This window comes from Sphaerisporangium rufum (genome assembly GCF_016863395.1).
Classification (GTDB): domain Bacteria; phylum Actinomycetota; class Actinomycetes; order Streptosporangiales; family Streptosporangiaceae; genus Sphaerisporangium; species Sphaerisporangium rufum.
Genome location: NZ_BOOU01000088.1, coordinates 21,471 through 38,523, shown reverse-complemented (window position 1 = coordinate 38,523; position 17,053 = coordinate 21,471). Strand labels below are relative to the sequence as shown.

The 17,053-nt window shown below is 71.5% G+C and carries 8 protein-coding genes; 2 read left to right on the top strand and 6 right to left on the bottom strand.

The annotated features are described in order from the left end of the window. Window positions 1-207: 207 nt before the first annotated feature. Window positions 208-7,296, bottom strand: coding sequence for a polymorphic toxin-type HINT domain-containing protein (locus Sru01_RS30445; RefSeq protein ID WP_203992910.1), 7,089 nt, complete (start codon window positions 7,294-7,296; stop codon window positions 208-210). A 46-nt stretch (window positions 7,297-7,342) separates the two neighbouring features. Then, the gene (locus Sru01_RS30440) at window positions 7,343-10,852 is read right to left on the bottom strand and encodes a LamG-like jellyroll fold domain-containing protein (protein ID WP_203992907.1); all 3,510 of its coding nucleotides are present in this window, start codon (window positions 10,850-10,852) and stop codon (window positions 7,343-7,345) included. 298 nt (window positions 10,853-11,150) lie between these two features. Between Sru01_RS30440 and Sru01_RS30435 the strand changes: the two genes are divergently transcribed. Together Sru01_RS30435 and Sru01_RS30430 are read left to right on the top strand one after the other, a co-directional pair. Next, on the top strand, window positions 11,151-12,377 hold the full coding sequence (locus Sru01_RS30435; protein ID WP_203992904.1) for a sensor histidine kinase: 1,227 nt from the start codon (window positions 11,151-11,153) through the stop codon (window positions 12,375-12,377). Further along, window positions 12,374-13,045, top strand: a complete 672-nt coding sequence (locus Sru01_RS30430; protein ID WP_203992900.1) for a response regulator — start codon at window positions 12,374-12,376, stop codon at window positions 13,043-13,045. Before Sru01_RS30435 ends, Sru01_RS30430 begins: the two co-directional genes overlap by 4 nt. A 277-nt stretch (window positions 13,046-13,322) precedes the next feature. On the opposite strand, the gene Sru01_RS30425 is transcribed toward Sru01_RS30430, so the two are convergent. The 4 genes from Sru01_RS30425 to Sru01_RS30410 all read right to left on the bottom strand — a co-directional run bounded on the left by Sru01_RS30425 (window position 13,323) and on the right by Sru01_RS30410 (window position 16,985). After that, window positions 13,323-14,450 (bottom strand): methyltransferase domain-containing protein, encoded by a 1,128-nt coding sequence (locus Sru01_RS30425; RefSeq protein ID WP_239137869.1) that lies wholly within the window; start codon window positions 14,448-14,450, stop codon window positions 13,323-13,325. A gap of 152 nt (window positions 14,451-14,602) precedes the next feature. Next, entirely contained in the window at window positions 14,603-15,907 is a 1,305-nt protein-coding gene (locus tag Sru01_RS30420) for an NsdA family TPR-like regulatory protein (RefSeq protein WP_507763326.1), read from the bottom strand. A 69-nt stretch (window positions 15,908-15,976) separates the two neighbouring features. Then, entirely contained in the window at window positions 15,977-16,531 is a 555-nt protein-coding gene (locus Sru01_RS30415) for a PIN domain-containing protein (protein ID WP_203992894.1), read from the bottom strand. 1 nt (window position 16,532) lies between these two features. Continuing rightward, on the bottom strand, window positions 16,533-16,985 hold the full coding sequence (locus Sru01_RS30410; RefSeq protein ID WP_203992891.1) for an excisionase family DNA-binding protein: 453 nt from the start codon (window positions 16,983-16,985) through the stop codon (window positions 16,533-16,535). Window positions 16,986-17,053: the final 68 nt, after the last annotated feature.

Sequence of the window (17,053 nt, the reverse complement as noted above, 5' to 3'; positions counted from 1 at the left end):
CTTGTACCCATGCGGTGACATATTGCAGATCATGAACTGAGAGACCGAAGGCTGATCGAAGCACCTGCGCCAGCCGCAACGGCGTCGACCTCAAATACGGGTGCCTGTCGACTAAGAGATCGACAATCTCTGCGACACTGCACCCGATTCCGTGGTACTCGACGGCCAGGTGCGCCAACCGTTCGACGTCCTCATCCATCGATTCCCTCACCTCCGGAACATGACAATAACTTGATCGAAGTCCCCGTCGAGCCTCGGAACCGCTTCATCGATTCTGGCGCGAATGAAGCCATGCCTGGCCGCTTGTCTACCAGTCCACTGCGCCTTAGCTGCAGACACCAGGCTCGCACCGCCCCGGACAGCTTCATTGAAACCTGCAAGGTTATCTCCATAGACCCAGATCCCCTGGATTCCCTGAACCCGGTCCCCGAAGTGGCCCATAACCTCGTCGAACATCCCCTCACCCCGCAGCGGCGATCCCTTTTTGGGATAGTTGTGCATCATCATAGTTAGAACTCCATCACTATCAAGGTCGGCGATCACACCACTTCCACTTGCGTGGTGCGAGATAAAGTAGCTAGCTTCATCGCCACCGCGGATAACTTCGCAGTTATGGACAAGGACCGGCTTAGATCCCGCCAGAACATAGTAAGTGTGGGTGTCGGCGATGGTGAGGTCGTAGACCGGAGGGTGGTCCTGGAGAGTGGACGAGCCGATGACCGAGACGGTGGCGCCCTGAGGGGTACGGAGGCGGTCGGCGGGGGTGAGGCGGTCGGCGCGGACCCACTCGTGGTCGCGGGTGTCCCAGAAGAGGTGGTGCTCGGTGGCGAGGATGACGCCGGTGGCGTCGCCCTTCTTGCCGTCGGTGTCGACGGTGATCTGGACGAGGTTGAGGTAGGCGACGCCGGAGAAGGCGGCGAGCACCGGCCTGGGCATGGTCTTGCCGGTCCGCGGGTCGGTGGCCAGGACCTTGTCCCCGGGCTTGATCCGCTCGATGGCCTTGCTGGTGCCGTTTGCCAGCTTGACCATGGTGCCCGCGGTGAAACTGTTAAGGCAGCGGGGTCGTGCACCTGACGTGGGACGTGCCTTGCCGCCCGCTGCCTTGCGTGCCGCCGACCTGCCGGCTGCGGCGCCCGCGGATTCGCCGCCTTCGGCCGCCGCGCCGCCGCCGCGTCCCAGGGCGGCTCTTGCCTTGCCGGCGGCCTTGCCTACTGCTCCGCTGACCGCGCGGCCGGTGGCCGTGGTGGCGAGTTTGCCCAGGAGCGCCGAGGCTCCCTTGCCGACGACGCCGCCGGCCGCGCCGGTGATGGCGCCGACCGCGGCGGCCTTGAACGCGCCGCCGGCGCTCCATTCGTCGCGCGGGGTGGAGACCAGGTAGCCGGCCAGGTTGCCGGCCGCGCCGCCCGCGGCGGCGCAGCCAATGCTGCCGGCGCCCGCCGTGGCCGCCTCACAGCCGACCGTGACGACGACCGAGACGGTGACGTTGACGATGGTGGCCTTGTGCTCGTGCCAGATCTTCTTGGACCTGCAGCCGAGGTCCCAGCCCGAGCAGTGCGGCGGGCTGCTCGGCTGCGATGGCGAGTAACCACCACCACCGCCGCCACCGCCACCACCGCCGCCGCCGCCTCCGCCACCGCCGCCACCGCCGGGGGACGGGTTGCAGGGGTTGGGGATTTTCCCGTACCCGCACTGGCCGCCGCCGTCGAGCATCAGGCCGTCGGGGTCGGAGGCGGTCACCGGGTTGTTGTCGGCGTAGGTGTATCCGTTCCAGCTCTGCGGGTCGCCGGCGTCGAAGATCGGGTCGACGGAGACGAAGCGGCCGGTCTCGGCGTCGTACTCGCGGGCGCCGAGGTGGGTCAGGCCGGTGGCCTCGTCGATGATGCCGCCGACGAAGCCCCGCTGGCCGGGCCAGTAGTCCGGCGGGACGCCGCGCTGCCCGCCGAACGGGGTGAAGCGGCGGCGGCTCACCAGCTGGGCGGTGGTGTCGGCGACGGAGGTGTCGGCGGTGCCGTGGTGGTCGGCGCCGAGCCAGGTCACGCCGGTGGCGGTGCGGGTGGCGATGGTCCGCCCGGCGAAGTCGTAGTAGCGGGTCGCGCTCCTGGCGCCGGACTTGGTGTCGAGCCGGATCTCCATGCCGGCGACGTAGAGGGTGGTGGAGGTGGGGTCGCGGCGGATGAGCCGCTCACCGTTCGCGTCGTAGACGAAGGTGCTGACGCCGGTGGGGTCGGTCGACTTGGCCAGGTGGCCCTCGACGTCCCAGTCCAGCAACCGGCCCGAGCCACGTTCGGTGGTGTTGCCGGCCTTGTCGTAGGTGTAGGTGTCGATCTGGCCGTCGCGCGAGCCGCCCTGGTAGGCGACGGAGGTCAGCGTGTGCGGCTGGGGCTTGCCCGGCCCGGCGTAGGTGTAGGTCTTGGTGATGTCGCCGGTCGCCTGGTGGTCGACCTCCTTGGTGCGGTTGCCGACGGTGTCGTAGGAGAAGGACTGCCAGTACGGCGCGGGCCCGCCGACGATGTTCTGCGCGGGGCCGGCGGCGCAGTCGTCGGTGGCGGTCCACGCCTCGGTGAGGCGCTGCAGCCAGTCCTGGCGGAAGCACTGCACGTCGGGCGTCTGGCCGGACGGCGTGTCGGCCAGCTTGGTGATGTTGCCGGCCTGGTCGTAGCTGAAGCGGGTGTCGGACACCGAGATCGGCGCGGTCTCCCGCTCGAACACCGAGCGGGTGAGCCGGCCCGTGCCCTCCTCGTAGAAGTTGGTCTCCTTGACCCGCTTCAGGCCGGTGCTCAGCGTCAGGTCGAGGACCTGGCCGAGCTTGGAGTAGGTCGTCGAGGTGACGTAGTCGGTCAGGCCCCGCATGGTGGTGGGGTTGCCGAGCCGGTCGTAGTCGTACAGGAGCGTCTCGCCGAGCAGGCCGCCGGCGGCGGGCAGCACGGTGCGGTGCACGGTGCCGTCGGGGTTGTAGTCGGTCGAGGTCTTGTAGGTCCCGGCCAGCGCGCCTTCGGCGGCCGGGATGACGACCTGGGCGCCGGTGGGCCGGTAGGCGCTGTCGAAGCCGGTGACGCTGCTGCTGTAGGCGTCGGTCGCGCCGGTGGCGGGGTTCTTGACGTAGCGGGTGGCGCCGGTCGGCTGCCCCTTGACGACGGTGCCGTCGGGCAGCCTGTCGAACGTCCACTCGGCGAGCTTGGTGCCGGCGGTGGAGGTGCCGGCGTACTCGGCGGTCTTGCGGCCCAGGGCGTCGTAGGTGAAGTGCAGGCTGGCGTCGCGGGCGTCGGTAATCGTGGTGAGCCGGTCGTTGCGGTCGTCGTAGGTGAGCTTGGCGGTTCCCTTGTCGGGGTCGTCGACCTGGATCATGCGGCCGCGCAGGTCGTAGTGGTAGCTCCAGGTGTTGCCCGCGGTGTCGGTGACGGTGGCCGGCTGCCCGGCGCGGGTGTAGGTGTACTTGGTGGCGTCGTAGTCGCCGGTGGGGGCGTCGCCCTTGTACTGGCGGACCTCGACGGTCTCGCCCTGCGCGTTGGTGATCGTGGTGGCGGGGGTGGCGCCGGCGGGCGGGTCGACGCTGATCCGGTCGCCGCCGTAGGTGGTGGTGGTGCGCCACTGCTCGGTGCCGCGCTTGCGGAAGATCTGCGCGGTCGGCCACTCCATGCCGTTGTAGAGGGTGACGCTCTGGCCGGGGACGTCGTCGTCGCTGCCGGGCACCCACAGCGTGTCGCCAGGGTCGCCTTCGGTGTAGTAGTCGGCGTTGGTCTTGTAGACCAGGCCGCGGGTGTCGTAGAAGGTGTCGTTGATCAGCCGGCCGCCGCCGATGGCGGGCTGCTGGGTCTGGCGGGCGCGCAGCAGGCCGTCGTAGAGGGCGTAGCCGGTGGTGTAGGTGGCGCCGTCGGCGCGCAGCGTCGAGGTGCTGACGGTGGTGGGGCCGTCGGTGCGGATCCGGTAGCCGAACTTCAGGTTCGGCGTCGAGGCGTAGCCGGATTTCGCGTGGCCGGGCAGCCACACGCCGGTGAGCCGGCCGAGCGGGTCGTAGGCCAGGTCGGCGCGCCGGCCGTTGGCGTCGGTGGTGGCGGCGGGCAGGCCCCAGGCCGGCTCGATCTGGGTGGTGGTGACGTGGCCGAGGGCGTTGGTCTCCTGCTTGGCGGTGACCGGGCCGGTGGCCGGGGTGTAGGCGGTCCTGGTGGTGGTGCCGTTGGGGTCGGTGACCACCAGGGGGCGGCCGTAGACGTCGAAGGTGGTGGTGCCGGCGGTGACGTACTTGGGGCCGCCGTCCCAGGAGCCGAGCTTCTCGGTCCGGGTGACGTCGCCCTTGGTCGGTGCCACGTCGAACGCCTGGCCGTCGTAGTACTTGCGCACGTCGGACAGCACGTCGGTGGGCCGGTCGGGGGTGGCGGCGCACGCCTTGGCGACGGTCTCGACGCGGCTGGCGTACGACACCATCCAGCGGCCGGCGTCGCGGGCGTAGCCGGTGCGCGTGCACCGGTCGTCGGCGGCGGTCGCCTCGTCGCCGATCTCGTCGACCTGGGTGGGCAGTCCGTCGGTGTTGTAGTCGGTGTCGGTGCGGGTGGTCCGCCAGCCGCCGGCGGCCAGCGCGGTGCGGTTGCGGGTCCGGTCGGCGCGGACCATGTGCGCGGTGGTGGTGGCCCAGGAGCGGACCCGCTTGGCGGTCTGCCTGGTCCAGTAGCCGGTGATGACGCCGGTCTTGGCGGCCCCGCCCGGGCCGTCGTAGTGGATCTCCTCGCGGAGCCGGCCGGCCAGCGGGTCGGCGTCGGTGACGGCGGTGCCCTGGGAGTCGGTGACCTTGACGTCACGGGTGCCGCCGCCGGACAGCTCGTCGCCGTCCATGCCGCGGAAGTAGGTGTACTCGGTGCTGGAGCGCTGCTCGCCGACGGCGCCGCTCAGCACCCGGACCTTGCCGTAGCCGCGCCACTGCGACCAGGTCTTGTACTTCTCCTTGGTCAGCCCGTCATCGTCGTCGTGGTGCCAGGCGCCGCCGCCGAGGTACTCGTAGGTCTCCAGCACGTCGGGGGCGCCGCCGGTGCGGTCGATCTGCTGCACCTGGGTGACGACGTACTTGTGGAACCAGTCGCGCTTGGGCGAGGTGGCGCCCTCCGGCGACCAGTACTGCGGGTAGCAGCGGCGGGTGTTGGAATCGGGGTCGGGGGTGTTCCCGGCGGTGCAGTCCTCGTCGGAGTAGGTGACGGACAGCGCGCCGCCGGTCTCGTTGTCGATCGCCGACACGCGCCACTTGGTCAGCGGCGGCCGGCCCTCCAGGGCGTCGACCCGGTTGGGGCGCTGCACGCCGGCGAACCGCACCTGCGGCAGCGCCGCGCTCCCGCCCACCTTGCCGGTGTGCTGGATGCCGGCCAGCCAAAGCCCGGCGGCCGTCCCGTCGCCGGGGGCGCGCAGCTGCTGGTCGAGCGTCCAGGTGTCGACGTTCTGGTACGCGCCGCCGGACAGCACCTGGGTGGTGACGGACGCCAGCCGCTTGCGGGTCCAGAACGTGGGCGAGTACCGGTCCAGGCACTTGTCACCGGAGTCGCAGTTCTGGTCGAAGGGGACGTCGGGCCAGTACTTGGCGTTGTCCTTGGTGAACTTGGCCTCGGCGCAGTCGAAAGTGGAGGTCGGGACGCAGCGCTCCTTGACCTCGAAACCCACCCGGGCCGGCGCCGAGGTGGTGAAGATGGCGTCGGCGCGCTGGCCGTAGTCGATGCGCTTGAGGTAGCCGCCGCGGTCGTAGGAGGTGGGGGTGCCGTTGGGCACGCCGTCGGTCAGCGTGGTGACGTCGCGGCGGTAGTAGTTGGTCTCCCGGCCGTACCAGAAGGTGCTGACGGTGCCGTGCGGGTCCACGACGTAGTCGAGGTTCCACCGCCAGGCCTGCCGGCACCAGGAGTCGGCGAAGGCGGACTTGTGGCAGGGCTCGCCGTCGTCGTCGCCGAACACCGGCACCGTCCACGCCGACTGCGTCTCGGCCTTGCCGTCGGCCCAGCCCGGCAGGTGGTTGCGGCCGAACAGGTACTGGGTGCCGTCGGGGGTGGTGACCCGCCAGTACTCGCCGTCGTTGTCGCCGTTGTCGGCGCCCGTCAGCCTCTCGATCTTGGAGCCGTCGTCGTCCTTGGGCTGCCAGGTGCCGGTGGCGTCGTCCAGGATCAGCTCGGTGGCCTGGCCGTTCAGCGACAGGGTGGCGTTGTGGTCGCCCCAGCACTGGTCGTTGCGCTTGGGGGTCACCCCGTCGTCGGCGCACGCCTTGTACCGGCGCTCGATGAACCCGGGCCAGTAGTCGAAGCCCTCGCCGATCCAGGACGCCTGGTTGTTGGTGGCGACCGTCCGGCCGTCGACGCTCCCGGAGGAGTAGACGAAGCCGATGTTCGGCGTCGGCCCACCGGGGGTGGGCGGCAGCCGCAGCGGATAGGACCAGGAGAACGCACCGGTCTGGCTGCTGACGTTCCAGGTCGCCGACGGCGACAGCGAGGTGGCCTCGTAGCTGCCGGCCGCGCCGGACGGGGCCGCCTCGGCCGCCAGCGTCGTGGTGGCGGCGTTCAACGCGACCTCGGCGGTCAGCCGGCCGGTCTTGACGTCGTTGCGGGTGGGCAGGGCGGTGCGGGTCTGGCACCGCGGCAGGTCGGGCGTGGTCGCCGCGCAGGCGGGCAACCGGACCAGGCGCAGCCGCGAGGCCCAGTCGCCGCCGTAGGCGTACCGGAAGCCGGAGTAGTCGACCTCGACCGTCATCCGGGCCGCGCCGGGCGGTGCGGCCTGCGGGGTGAGCTGGATGCCGAGCCCGGCGATGCCGGACCTGCTCGCGGTGGCGGCGTCCATCGTGCGCACCTGGACGGTGGTGGCGGCCGGCGGCCGCGCCGCCGGATCGGCGCCGTCCTTCGGCGCGGCCGGGGTCCGTTTCGCGGGATCGTCGCTCGTGTCCGGCGCAGCCGGGGTCCGGGCCACCCGATCGCCGTCCTCGGGCGCGGCCGGGCTCAGCCAGACGGGCAGCCCGCCCGCCCGCACCTTGCCGGCACCGGTGCCGCCGCCGCGCGCGGCGGCGTCCGGCGCGGCGGCGGTACCCGGCAGGCCGACCGTCGCCTGGGCCGCAGGCGGCCAGGAGACGGGCGGCGCGTCCTTCAGGTCGTACCCGGCACCCGGGTCCGTCAGGGGCCCTCGTGCCCCGACGGCGTGACCGGGCACCGGGTGTTGCTCCTGGGCCTGCTGCCAGGCCGGGTCGTCGGTCGCCTGGGCGGTGACCGGCGACAGCAGCGTCGCCGGCACCGCCACGGCCAGGATGGCGGCGATCTGGATCAGGGCTCGCCTCGAACCGGGCACGGCTCTCCTCCGGAAGGGGGTTGGGGGACGTCGGTGACCCGGGGGTCTAGCCGTCGATGGGCTGGTTCATCGCGAGGTTGAGGACCTGGTGGTCGGTCAGGGTGCCGGTGTAGGCGCGCACGTCGTCGACGGCGCCGGCGAAGTAGTCCACCGCGGTGCTGTTGTACCTGGCCCGGCCGATCTGCAGCGCGCCCGCCGGCCAGCCGCCGGTGACCGGACGCTGGTCGTTGAGCTGGCCGTTGACATAGAGGCGGATCTGCTTGGCCTGCTCGTCGTACACGCCCACCAGGTGGGTCCAGGTGTTGAGCGACGCGCAGTCGACGCGTTCGGCCGAGGTCGCGTGCGTCAGGGTGCCGCTGGTGGCGGCCGGGCTGGTGGAGAAGGACCAGTGCGGCCACACGCCGCCGCCCTCCGCGATGAGTCGGTAGCCCAGGTAGAAGGAGCTGTAGGTGGCGCCGTCCTGGGCCAGCACGGTCATCGCGTGGTCCGGCAGCACGCAGCTGTCGTCACCTGCCAGCCGGACCCAGGCCGACACCGCGTAGCTGTGGTCGGTGCGCAGCGGCGCCGACGGGGTGGCCGCGTAGGCGGTGGCGCCGTTCAGGGCGAGCGCGCCGCCGCCGTCGAAGCCGTCGTCGGTCCAGCCGGCGCCGCCGGCCAGGGTCGCCGGCCATCGGCTGTCGGGGGTGTTGACCGCGGTGGTGCCGGTGCCCTCCTCGAACTTCCACCCGCCGCGCTGGAGAGGCGGCTGCTTGGCCATGGCGGCGATCTCGTTGCCCAGCGCGGGGGCGTTGACGGTGCGCGGGTCGTCCGACAGCTCCCGCTTCCAGATCTTCACCTCGTCGATGTCGCCGGCGAAGTTCTCGATGTAGGCGCCGTGATACCGCGTCCGGCCGATCTGCAGCGAGCCGGTCGAATCCCAGGGTTTGTACGGGTAGGCACCCTTGGTGGCCTGCAGGATGCCGTTGACGTACAGGCGGAGCTGCCGCTCCGGGGCGTCCCATACGCCGGTCAGGTGGGTCCAGATACCGGTCGTCGGTTCGGTGTCGCCGACCGCCCGGACGATGGTCATGTCGTCGACGTCGGCGTCGTACTTGTTGAAGACCCACCGCTTGTAGCTCGCGGAGTAGTAGAGCTGGAATCCCGAGCCGCGCACGGCGTCCTGGCTGACCACGGTGGAGTTCTTGGTCTTGTCGTTCAGCAGCACCCAGGCCGACACGCTCATGCTCCGGTCGGTGTGCACCACCGGCCCGTCGGTGCTGCCGTACCCGGTGGTGCCGTTCAGGCGCAGCGCGCCGGCGACCCGGCCGCCGCTCCAGGAGGTGCCGCCGGCCAGCGTCGCGGGGTGGGTGGTCGCCCCGGAGTCGGCGGCGGTGGTGCCCGCGGTCTCGTCCAGCCGCCAGTGCCCCTCCGGGCCGAACCCGGGGTTGACGTAGAAGGTGTAGACGGCGTAGTTCTTGCCGACGTTGCCCGCCCGGTCGACCGGGAAGACGTACACGGCGTTCTCCCAGTCATGGCGTGGTGCGATCCGCACGTTCACCGACGTCTGCCCGGCCGGGATGGCGATCTGGGTGGCGGCGGTGGCCAGGTTGTGGTCGTCGAGCGCCCAGCGGAAGGCCGCCACGTCGGTCTCGCCGTCGCCGGGGGCGAAGGTGAAGCCGCCGGCCCAGCCCACGCTGCCCTGCCAGGCGTCCGGAGTGTCCGCCGGGTAGTCCAGCGAGCTGACCTTCGGCACGGTGGCCGGGTCGATGGTGTCCACGGTGAACTCACACCATTTGCTCCACGCGCTGGCGTCGGTGCCGTCGTAGGCCCGCACCTTGAAGGCGTAGCTCTGCCCGTTGGCCAGCCCGGACAGCTTGACCGAATGGTCGGTGGCCGAGGTGGTGTACTTGTAGGCCGTCCGGCCGTCGCCGGGCATGCTCCCGGTGATGTCGTCCCAGACGCCGGTGGTGGTGTTGTAGCGGTGCAGGACGAACTCGGCCCGCACGCCGTCGTTGGCCTTGTCCGGGTCGTAGATCTTGGCCTTGAGCTGCAGCGGGTTCTCGGCGTCCCCGCCGTTGACGCCCGGGCGGCCGGCGCCGGTGACGCAGGGCGTCGCCGGGTAGGTGCCGATGCCCGCCGGGGCCGCCGGCGGGGTGTTGTAGTCGATGACCAGCTTGGGCGAGTTGCTGAAGCCCTTCCAGCCCCACACGCTGCCGCCGGTGTCGTTGTAGTCCTTCAGCCCGAACGTCGTGTTCGACCAGCCGCCCTTGGCGGCCTTGACGATCGCCGGCGTGACGTTGAACTCGATGCCCTTGTCCGGGCAGGAGGAGCTGTAGCCGGCGTCGGAGGACACGCTGTCCTGCCAGTCCACCCAGGACGGCTGGTGGCTCCAGTTGGTGGAGCTCGAGATGGCACCGGTGAGCCAGAGCTGCACGGCCTGCGGGTCGGAGGTGCACCCCCAGGACTTGATCTGGTTGATGCGGAAGGTGGCCTTCAGGATGTGCTTGCCGTTGACGTTGTTGGAGTCCATCCGGAAGAACGAGCGCTTCACCCCGCCGCCGTAGGCGCCCGCCTCCGGCATGTGGCTGGAGTTCCAGTACTCCTGGGACGGGTACGCCTTGTCCACGTACGTCCAGGCCAGCTTGGACCCCGCCCACTGCGGGTCGATGTAGACGGGGTAGGTGGTGTCCGCCGCGGTCAGCAGGTTCCGGTCCGGCACGATGGCCAGGCGGTCCCGGGAGACGTCCACGCCCATCACGGCCTGCCGGCTCGCGCGGGCCGGCCCGGCCTCGGGCGCGGCGGGGACCGGCGCCGCGCCCGAGGAGTCCCACATGCGGGGCGCCGGCGCGTGGAACAGCTCGGCCCCCGACTCGGTGACGGCGCTGAGGCCGCCGGCCGCGGTCTCGCGCACCGACACCCCGTTCGCGCGCATGCCGAAGGTGAGCTCGGCGAGCGCCGGGTCGGCGGCGGCCTGCCGGTTCTTGACCACCAGCACCTCGGAGAAGCCGAGCACCGACGCGGTCACCTTCAGGTCCACCCCCGGCAGCACCTCGCCGTACGTCGCGGTGCCCCCCTCGAGCACCGGCTTCGGCAAGGGATGCGGCCAGGTCATCGCCACCGAGCGCCCGCCCTCGCCGATGGCGGCCAGCGGCGCGGTCCCGCCACCGGAGAAGGTCAGCTCCAGCGGGGTCGCCACGGTGCGCACGCTGCCGTCCGGTGCGAAGGCCAGCGTCGGATCGACGTCGGCCCAGCCGTCGCCGCGCCGTACCCGCTCGGGCAGCGCCGCGGTCTCGGAGGTGAACGAGCCGTCGGGGTTGGCGAACACCTGCCGGGTCTCGGTCCGCAGCGGCAGCACCTCGACGCGCCGCCCGCTGTCGCGGGCCTGCCGCACGGCCGCCCGCTCGCCGGGCGCGGGCGGATCCCCGGTCGCCGCCCGCGCCGGAGTCGCGGCGGCCGGGACGGCCACGGCGGCCAGGGAGCAGGCCGGCAGCGACACGACCAGGGCGGCCGCCAGCGGCGCGACGTGCATGGCCGCGGCACGGACACGGCTGAGGACGCTGCGGGGGGTGCGGCGCATCGGGTCTCCAGGAATGACGGCTAGAGGTGCTCGGGCGAGCTGCTCATCGGTTCCAGCACGTCCCCGGACGTCGCGTGATCGGGAGCGGTGACGCGAACCGGCCTCATTTATAGGAAAAACCGGTCGTCGTGCCGTCAAACTGCCGGGTAAAGATCGCTGGGACATTCGCGGTACGACGCCACCGGCGGGGTGAACCTGCGCGGTAGCCGGCCGGCCGGCCGGCCTACCGCCGCGGTTGCAGGCAGGACCGGCCGATCAGGCGATGAGGAACGCCGCACCCGGCGGTTAACATGCGCGGATGCGCGCGAAGATGCTGTCGTCGCTCCGGCGGGTCGCCGCGATGAACCCCTTCCTCACCGACCTGATCTTCAGCGTGCTGATCACCGGCGTCTCGGTGGTGTTCGGCCTGGTCCTGTCGGCGGACGGACCGGTGTCCGGCTACGCGCGCCACCCCTGGGAGGCCACCGGTGCGGGGCTGACGCTGGTGGCCGGCCTCGCGCTGACCTGGCGGCGGCGTGCCCCGCTCACCGTGCTCATCGTCACCTGCGTCGCCGAGGTCATCTTCCACCTGCTCGGCTACGACGCCCGGTTGAACGAGGTCCCGCCGCTGCTCGCGCTCTACACCGTCGCCGGCCGCCGGCCCCCGGCGGTGTCCCTGCCCGGCGCGCTCGCCGTGGCGGCCGCCTGGTGGCACGCGGCGTTCCTCGGACCGGCCGACTTCACCTGGGCGAACGTCTTCCAGTCCGGCCTGATCGTGGCGGTCGCCTGGGTGTTCGGCAACCAGACCCGGATGCTGCGCGAGCGCAACGCCCAGCTCGCCCGGCTCACCGAACGGCTCCGGCGCGACCAGGAGGACCGGGCCCGGCGCGCCGTCACCGAGGAGCGGGTGCGCATCGCCCGCGAGCTGCACGACGTGGTCGCGCACCACATGTCGGTCATCGTGATCCAGGCCGGCCTGGCCCAGTACGTCTTCGCCTCCGACCCGCCCACCGCGCGCGGCGCGCTGGCGACCATCGCCGGCACCGGCAGCGAGGTCATGGCGGAGATGCGCCGGCTGCTGACGGTGCTGCGCATCGACACCGGCGACGCCGACAACCCCGAGGAGGGGGACGGCGGTTACGATCCGGCGCCCGGCCTGGACCGGCTCGGCCAGCTCGTGGACCGAGTACGGTCGGCCGGCGTCCCGGTGGAGCTGTCGGTCACCGGCGTCCCGCGCCCGCTGCCGCCCGGCATCGACCTGTGCGCCTACCGGGTGCTGCAGGAATGCCTGACCAACGTGCTCAAGCACGCCGGCCCCGCGACGGCGCGGGTCTTCCTGCACTACGGTGCCGCCCTGGAGATACGCGTCAGCGACGACGGCCGCGGCGCCCCGGCCGTCCCCACCGAGGACGGCCACGGCTTGATCGGCATGCGGGAACGCGTCAGGCTCTACAAGGGAACGGTCAAGGCCGGCTCGCAGCCGTCAGGAGGATTCGAGGTCGTGGTCACCCTGCCCCTCGCCCCGTCCGGCGGGCCGAACCAATGATCAACGTGCTCGTCGTCGACGACCAGGTGCTCATCCGGGCCGGCCTGGCCGCGCTGCTGCGCGCCGCCCCCGGCATCGACGTGGTGGGTGAGGCCGCCAGCGGCCAGGACGCCATCGCCCAGGCGGCCGCCACCCATCCCGACGTCATCCTGATGGACGTCCGGATGCCGGGCATGAACGGCGTCACCGCGACCGAGCGCATCCTGGCCGCCCATCGCGACCGGCCGCCCCGGGTGGTCATCCTCACCACCTTCGACCTCGACGAGTACGTGTACGACGCGCTGCGCGCCGGCGCCTCGGGGTTCCTGCTGAAGGACACCCCGCCCGAACGGCTCATCGCCGCCGTCCACACCGTCGCCGCCGGTGACATGCTGTTCGCCCCCACCGTCACCCGGCGGCTGGTCAACGCCTTCACCCACCGGCCCGACCCCAACCGCCGCCAGGCCGCACCGGCGCTCGACGCGCTGACCGCCCGGGAGGCCGAGGTGCTGAAGCTGGTGGGGCACGCCCTGTCCAACGCGGAGATCGCCGCCCGGCTGCACGTCAGCGAGGCCACCGTCAAGACCCACCTCAACCGGGCCATGACCAAACTCGACCTCGGCAGCCGCGCCCAGGTGGTCGCCCTGGCCTACGAGACCGGCCTGGTCGTCCCCGGCGAGGAGAACTGACCCCGCCGCCCGCGAGCAGGTCCGGAGTGGTGGATCCGATCCGGTCGCCGGCGCCGCGACGACCGCCGAGATCGAGTCCGCATCCGGCCACGAGCCTCGGGCCGCACCGCGACACGGATCCGCCTGGCACGGCGTCCCACAACAGCAGCGGCCCCCGGCCGGGACTCGCCGGTGGGGCCCACCGGCCCGCCTGGACGAACATGAAAGCCGGCGGAAGGAGAGCCGGTGGAGTCGGCCGCCGCACCGGTGGGCCGGTGCGGCGACGGCGCCGGCCGGTTCATCCGGTGCCGGTGGGCGGGCGGGTGAGGATCTGGTGGGGGGCGTCGAGCCAGATGTGCTGGCCGGTCGGGGTGACGGTCAGCCCGAACCGCTCCATGCCGGGGGCGCCCCAGGCGACCCAGCGCAGGAAGGCGGTCGCCAGCTCCTGCCACAGGTCGCGCGGCCCGCGCTGCGCGGCCACTCCCCCGGGCGGACCGGCCGGGCGGGTCACCTGGGCCTCGGAGTCGGCGGACCACAGCGACAGCTCGAATTCGCCGTTCGCCCCCTGCCGGTGGCTGCCGTGCAGGTCGGGCAGCAGCGCCGAGATCGCGATGCCCGCCCCGGGCGACTCGCGGACGACCCGCCGCGGGTCCAGGCAGAGGTCCGACGTCCGGTAGGCGTCCTGGACGCGCGGCCGGGACCAGCGCTGGGAGCGCAGTGGCATGAAGTTCACCGTGCCGTGGAACCGCCCGACGGCGGTGCCGTCGCCGACCGCGACCAGCCGGACGAAGTGCCCGCCCTCGAAGCGCGGCATCCACGGCATGACCAGCACCGCCCCGGGCCGGGCCTGCTCCACCCACGCGTGCGGCACGTCGCTGACCCCGCAGGTCACGTGCACCCGGTCGTAGGGCGCCAGATCCGGCCACCCCTTGGCGCCGTCCCCGAGGACGGTGCGCACCGGACGGCCCGCCCGGCGCAGGTTCTCCTCGGCCGTCGCCAGCACGGCCGGGTCGATCTCCACGCTGGTCACCCGGTCCGGCCCGAGCCGATGCGCGAGCAGCGCCGCCGTCCAGCCGGTGCCGGTGCCGATCTCCAGCACCTCGTCACCGTCGTAGGGGTCGAGCAGCGCCAGCTCGGCCGCGACGATCCGCGGCGCCGAGGTGGAGGAGGTGTACCGGCCCTGGCCCAGGGTGACCTCGACCGCGCCGTCGTCGAACTGGGTGATGATCGCCGCGTCGGAGTAGACGGCCGCCAGCCACGCCTCCGGATCGGCGGCCCGGTCGATCGGATGCCCGTCCCCGGCGCTGGAATGGCGCCAGGCCCGATCCGGGACGAACAGGTGGCGCGGCACGTCGTGGAACGCGCGGCGCCAGCGAGGCTCCAGGCCCGGCAGCCGGTCGGCCAGGGCGTCGATCCGTTCCGCCACACTCACCTCCGGCCCGGCCCTCCGTGCCGCCCCCGCCCCCCGGGCCGGGCGGAACAGGGGTCGCCGTCGTCGGTCTCGCCGTCCTGCGGCGGTGCGCCGCCGTCATGGTGTCCCACCGGGAAGCTCCCTCGCGCTCTGGAACCGTTCTTGCCTCACCGGGTGGCGGACGCGATGCCCAGGACGTGGAGTCGGTCATCCAGCCGGCGCACATGATTGTTACCGGACCACGGCGCCAGGCGGGCCCGAACGCGGCGAATCTCCTGCGGCAACCGCCCCGAACTGTGCCGCCCGGTCAGCCCCGCCGCCTCCTCGATCCGCGCGACAGCCTCGGGGATCTCCTTCTTGCGGACGAGAACGTCGGCGTACTGCAGCAATGTCTGACCGCGCACCAGCATCGGGGTCGCCGGCGACCCCAGGGTGTGGCTGATGGAGGCGATCGCGTCGTCGAGCCGCCCCCATGCGAGCAGGCAATCGGTGGTGTGGCTCTGCATGCGACTGGACGGCCACCAGTACAGGTAGCCGGGGTCGCCGTCGGTACGCGGTTCGGCGGCCAGCGTGACGGCGCGGGCCAGCGAGCGTTCGCTCTCCTTGACCCGGCCGTCGAGCGCCAGCACTCGTGCCGTCTCCATCGCGTGGACCGAGCGCACGACATTTCCGGCCGCGCGCCCGGCCCAGCCCTGCGCGGCGAAGACATGGTCGAGCGCGCGGCCCACGTCACGTTGGTAGACGGCCACATAGCTCATGCAGATGTGCAGGTAAGCGATCAGCGCCGGATCGTCCGCCTCGTGAGCGGCGGTGAGGGCGTCCTGGTAGCAGTGGTGGGCGCCGGGGTAGTCGGTCAGGTCGTAGTGCAGGTACCCGGCGAGCTGGCCGAGCTGGGCGTAGGCGTGGGTCAGCCGGGTGCGCAGGCCGGGGAGCAGGCTGTGGTCGCGTAGCAGGCCGGCGACCATCGCCCGCTGGCCCTGCACGACGGGCAGCACGGTGGCCGGGCCGTGCGCGTCGTCCAGCCGGCGGCAGTGCGCGGTGAGCTTCTCGATCACCTCCACCGTGCCCGCGTCCACCCGCCCCGGCGGCCGGACCGCCGCCGCCAGCCGGTCCTTCTCCGGCGGCGACAACCGCCGCAGCAACACCAGCGCCGGCGTGCCGCCCAGCGCCAAGGCCAGCTCGAACAGAAGCTCACGTCGCCGCACATCGGCCTCCTCCGACGTCAGGGCGCGCAGCAACGCCGGGCAGTCGACCGCCGGCACCGCCACCACCCCGCGCCCGGAACACCCCGCCGGGAAACCCGGCCCGGCCGGGTGCGCGGGCGGGCCCGGATCGTCCAGGCCACCGGAAGGGAGCCGACCCACTATCGTGGTTTTCGCCCTCTGGCGCGAGCCGGCCCCGAGCTTGGCCGTAAATCCCGTCCCGTTCAGTAATCGGACACCATCGTTCGAGCCCTGAACCTCGCGAAGCATCCGCACCCATTCCTGGACGAGGTCCCGATGCCTGCCGGACAAGCGCCCTTGACAAGTAGTACCGAGGCGTCAGCCCGCCCGAAGCGAGCCGACCGCCTCGACGAGGCCGGCGGCCTCCAGAGCATCGAGAACATCCTCCACGGTTTCCGGTGGATTCGACCGCGAATCCGCGATCTGCTGAACGCACGCCCACACGACCCGGGCATCGAGACCAATTTGATCGAGCACGAAGTCATCGGGAGATAGGGCTTCGATGCCCCAACCGCCCAGTTCCGAGGCGGGGAAATCCCTGAGGTTGGAAGTGACGATGACCTGGGCTCCCGCCTTGATCGCCGCGGCTAGCACATGCCGATCATCGGCATCGGGAAGTTTCAATCCCTCGATCAATGGCTCGTACCCCTCGACGAGGCAGTCACGGACCGCCGAGTTCATCAGCCGACAGAGTCCGTCCAGCTTCTCGGGTGCGATGTCCGGACGATTGATCAAAAGGTTTCGCCGCATCTCCTCAAGGATCCGGTGTGTCCACTTGGCCTGCACCCGGCCGGTCATGGCCAGTCGGATGAGTAGGTCGCGAAGAGCGTTGCCGTACAACGCGTTGGCATCGTAGATCGCTACGAAGGTCACGTCAGGCGCCCAGTTCTTGACCTAGAGCGCCCAGTTGGTCCGCCGCGCTGCGGCGCCTGGCGTCATCATGTCGCTTGTAGTGCTGCAAGGCTTCGTAGGTGACGCGCCGATGCCTGCCTACCAACCGGAAGGGGATCTCGCCGGACTCCAGAAGTTTGATCAAGTACGGGCGTGACACGTTAAGCACATCCGCCGCCTGCTGGGTTGTCAGCTCTGCTTGCGACGGTATGACGGTTACCCCGCGCCCTTCTGCGGCCTGCGCGAGGACGAATGCCAGAAGACTCACAGCCTCCCGCGGTAGGACCAACGCATCCTCGCCGCCATGCTCGCCGGACACCGGGATCGTGGCCTGCTGGGGATGGCGCATGAGATAGTCCTTGATCCGGCGCACCGCCCGTCCGGCGACATGTGCGTCGATGACTCCCGGTTCCACTCGCTTGGCCTGTACATCCATTGCCCACCTCCTCTATTCGCAGTATCCGCAACGAACGAACTGTTCGCAACCATCCAGGCGAACTGAAG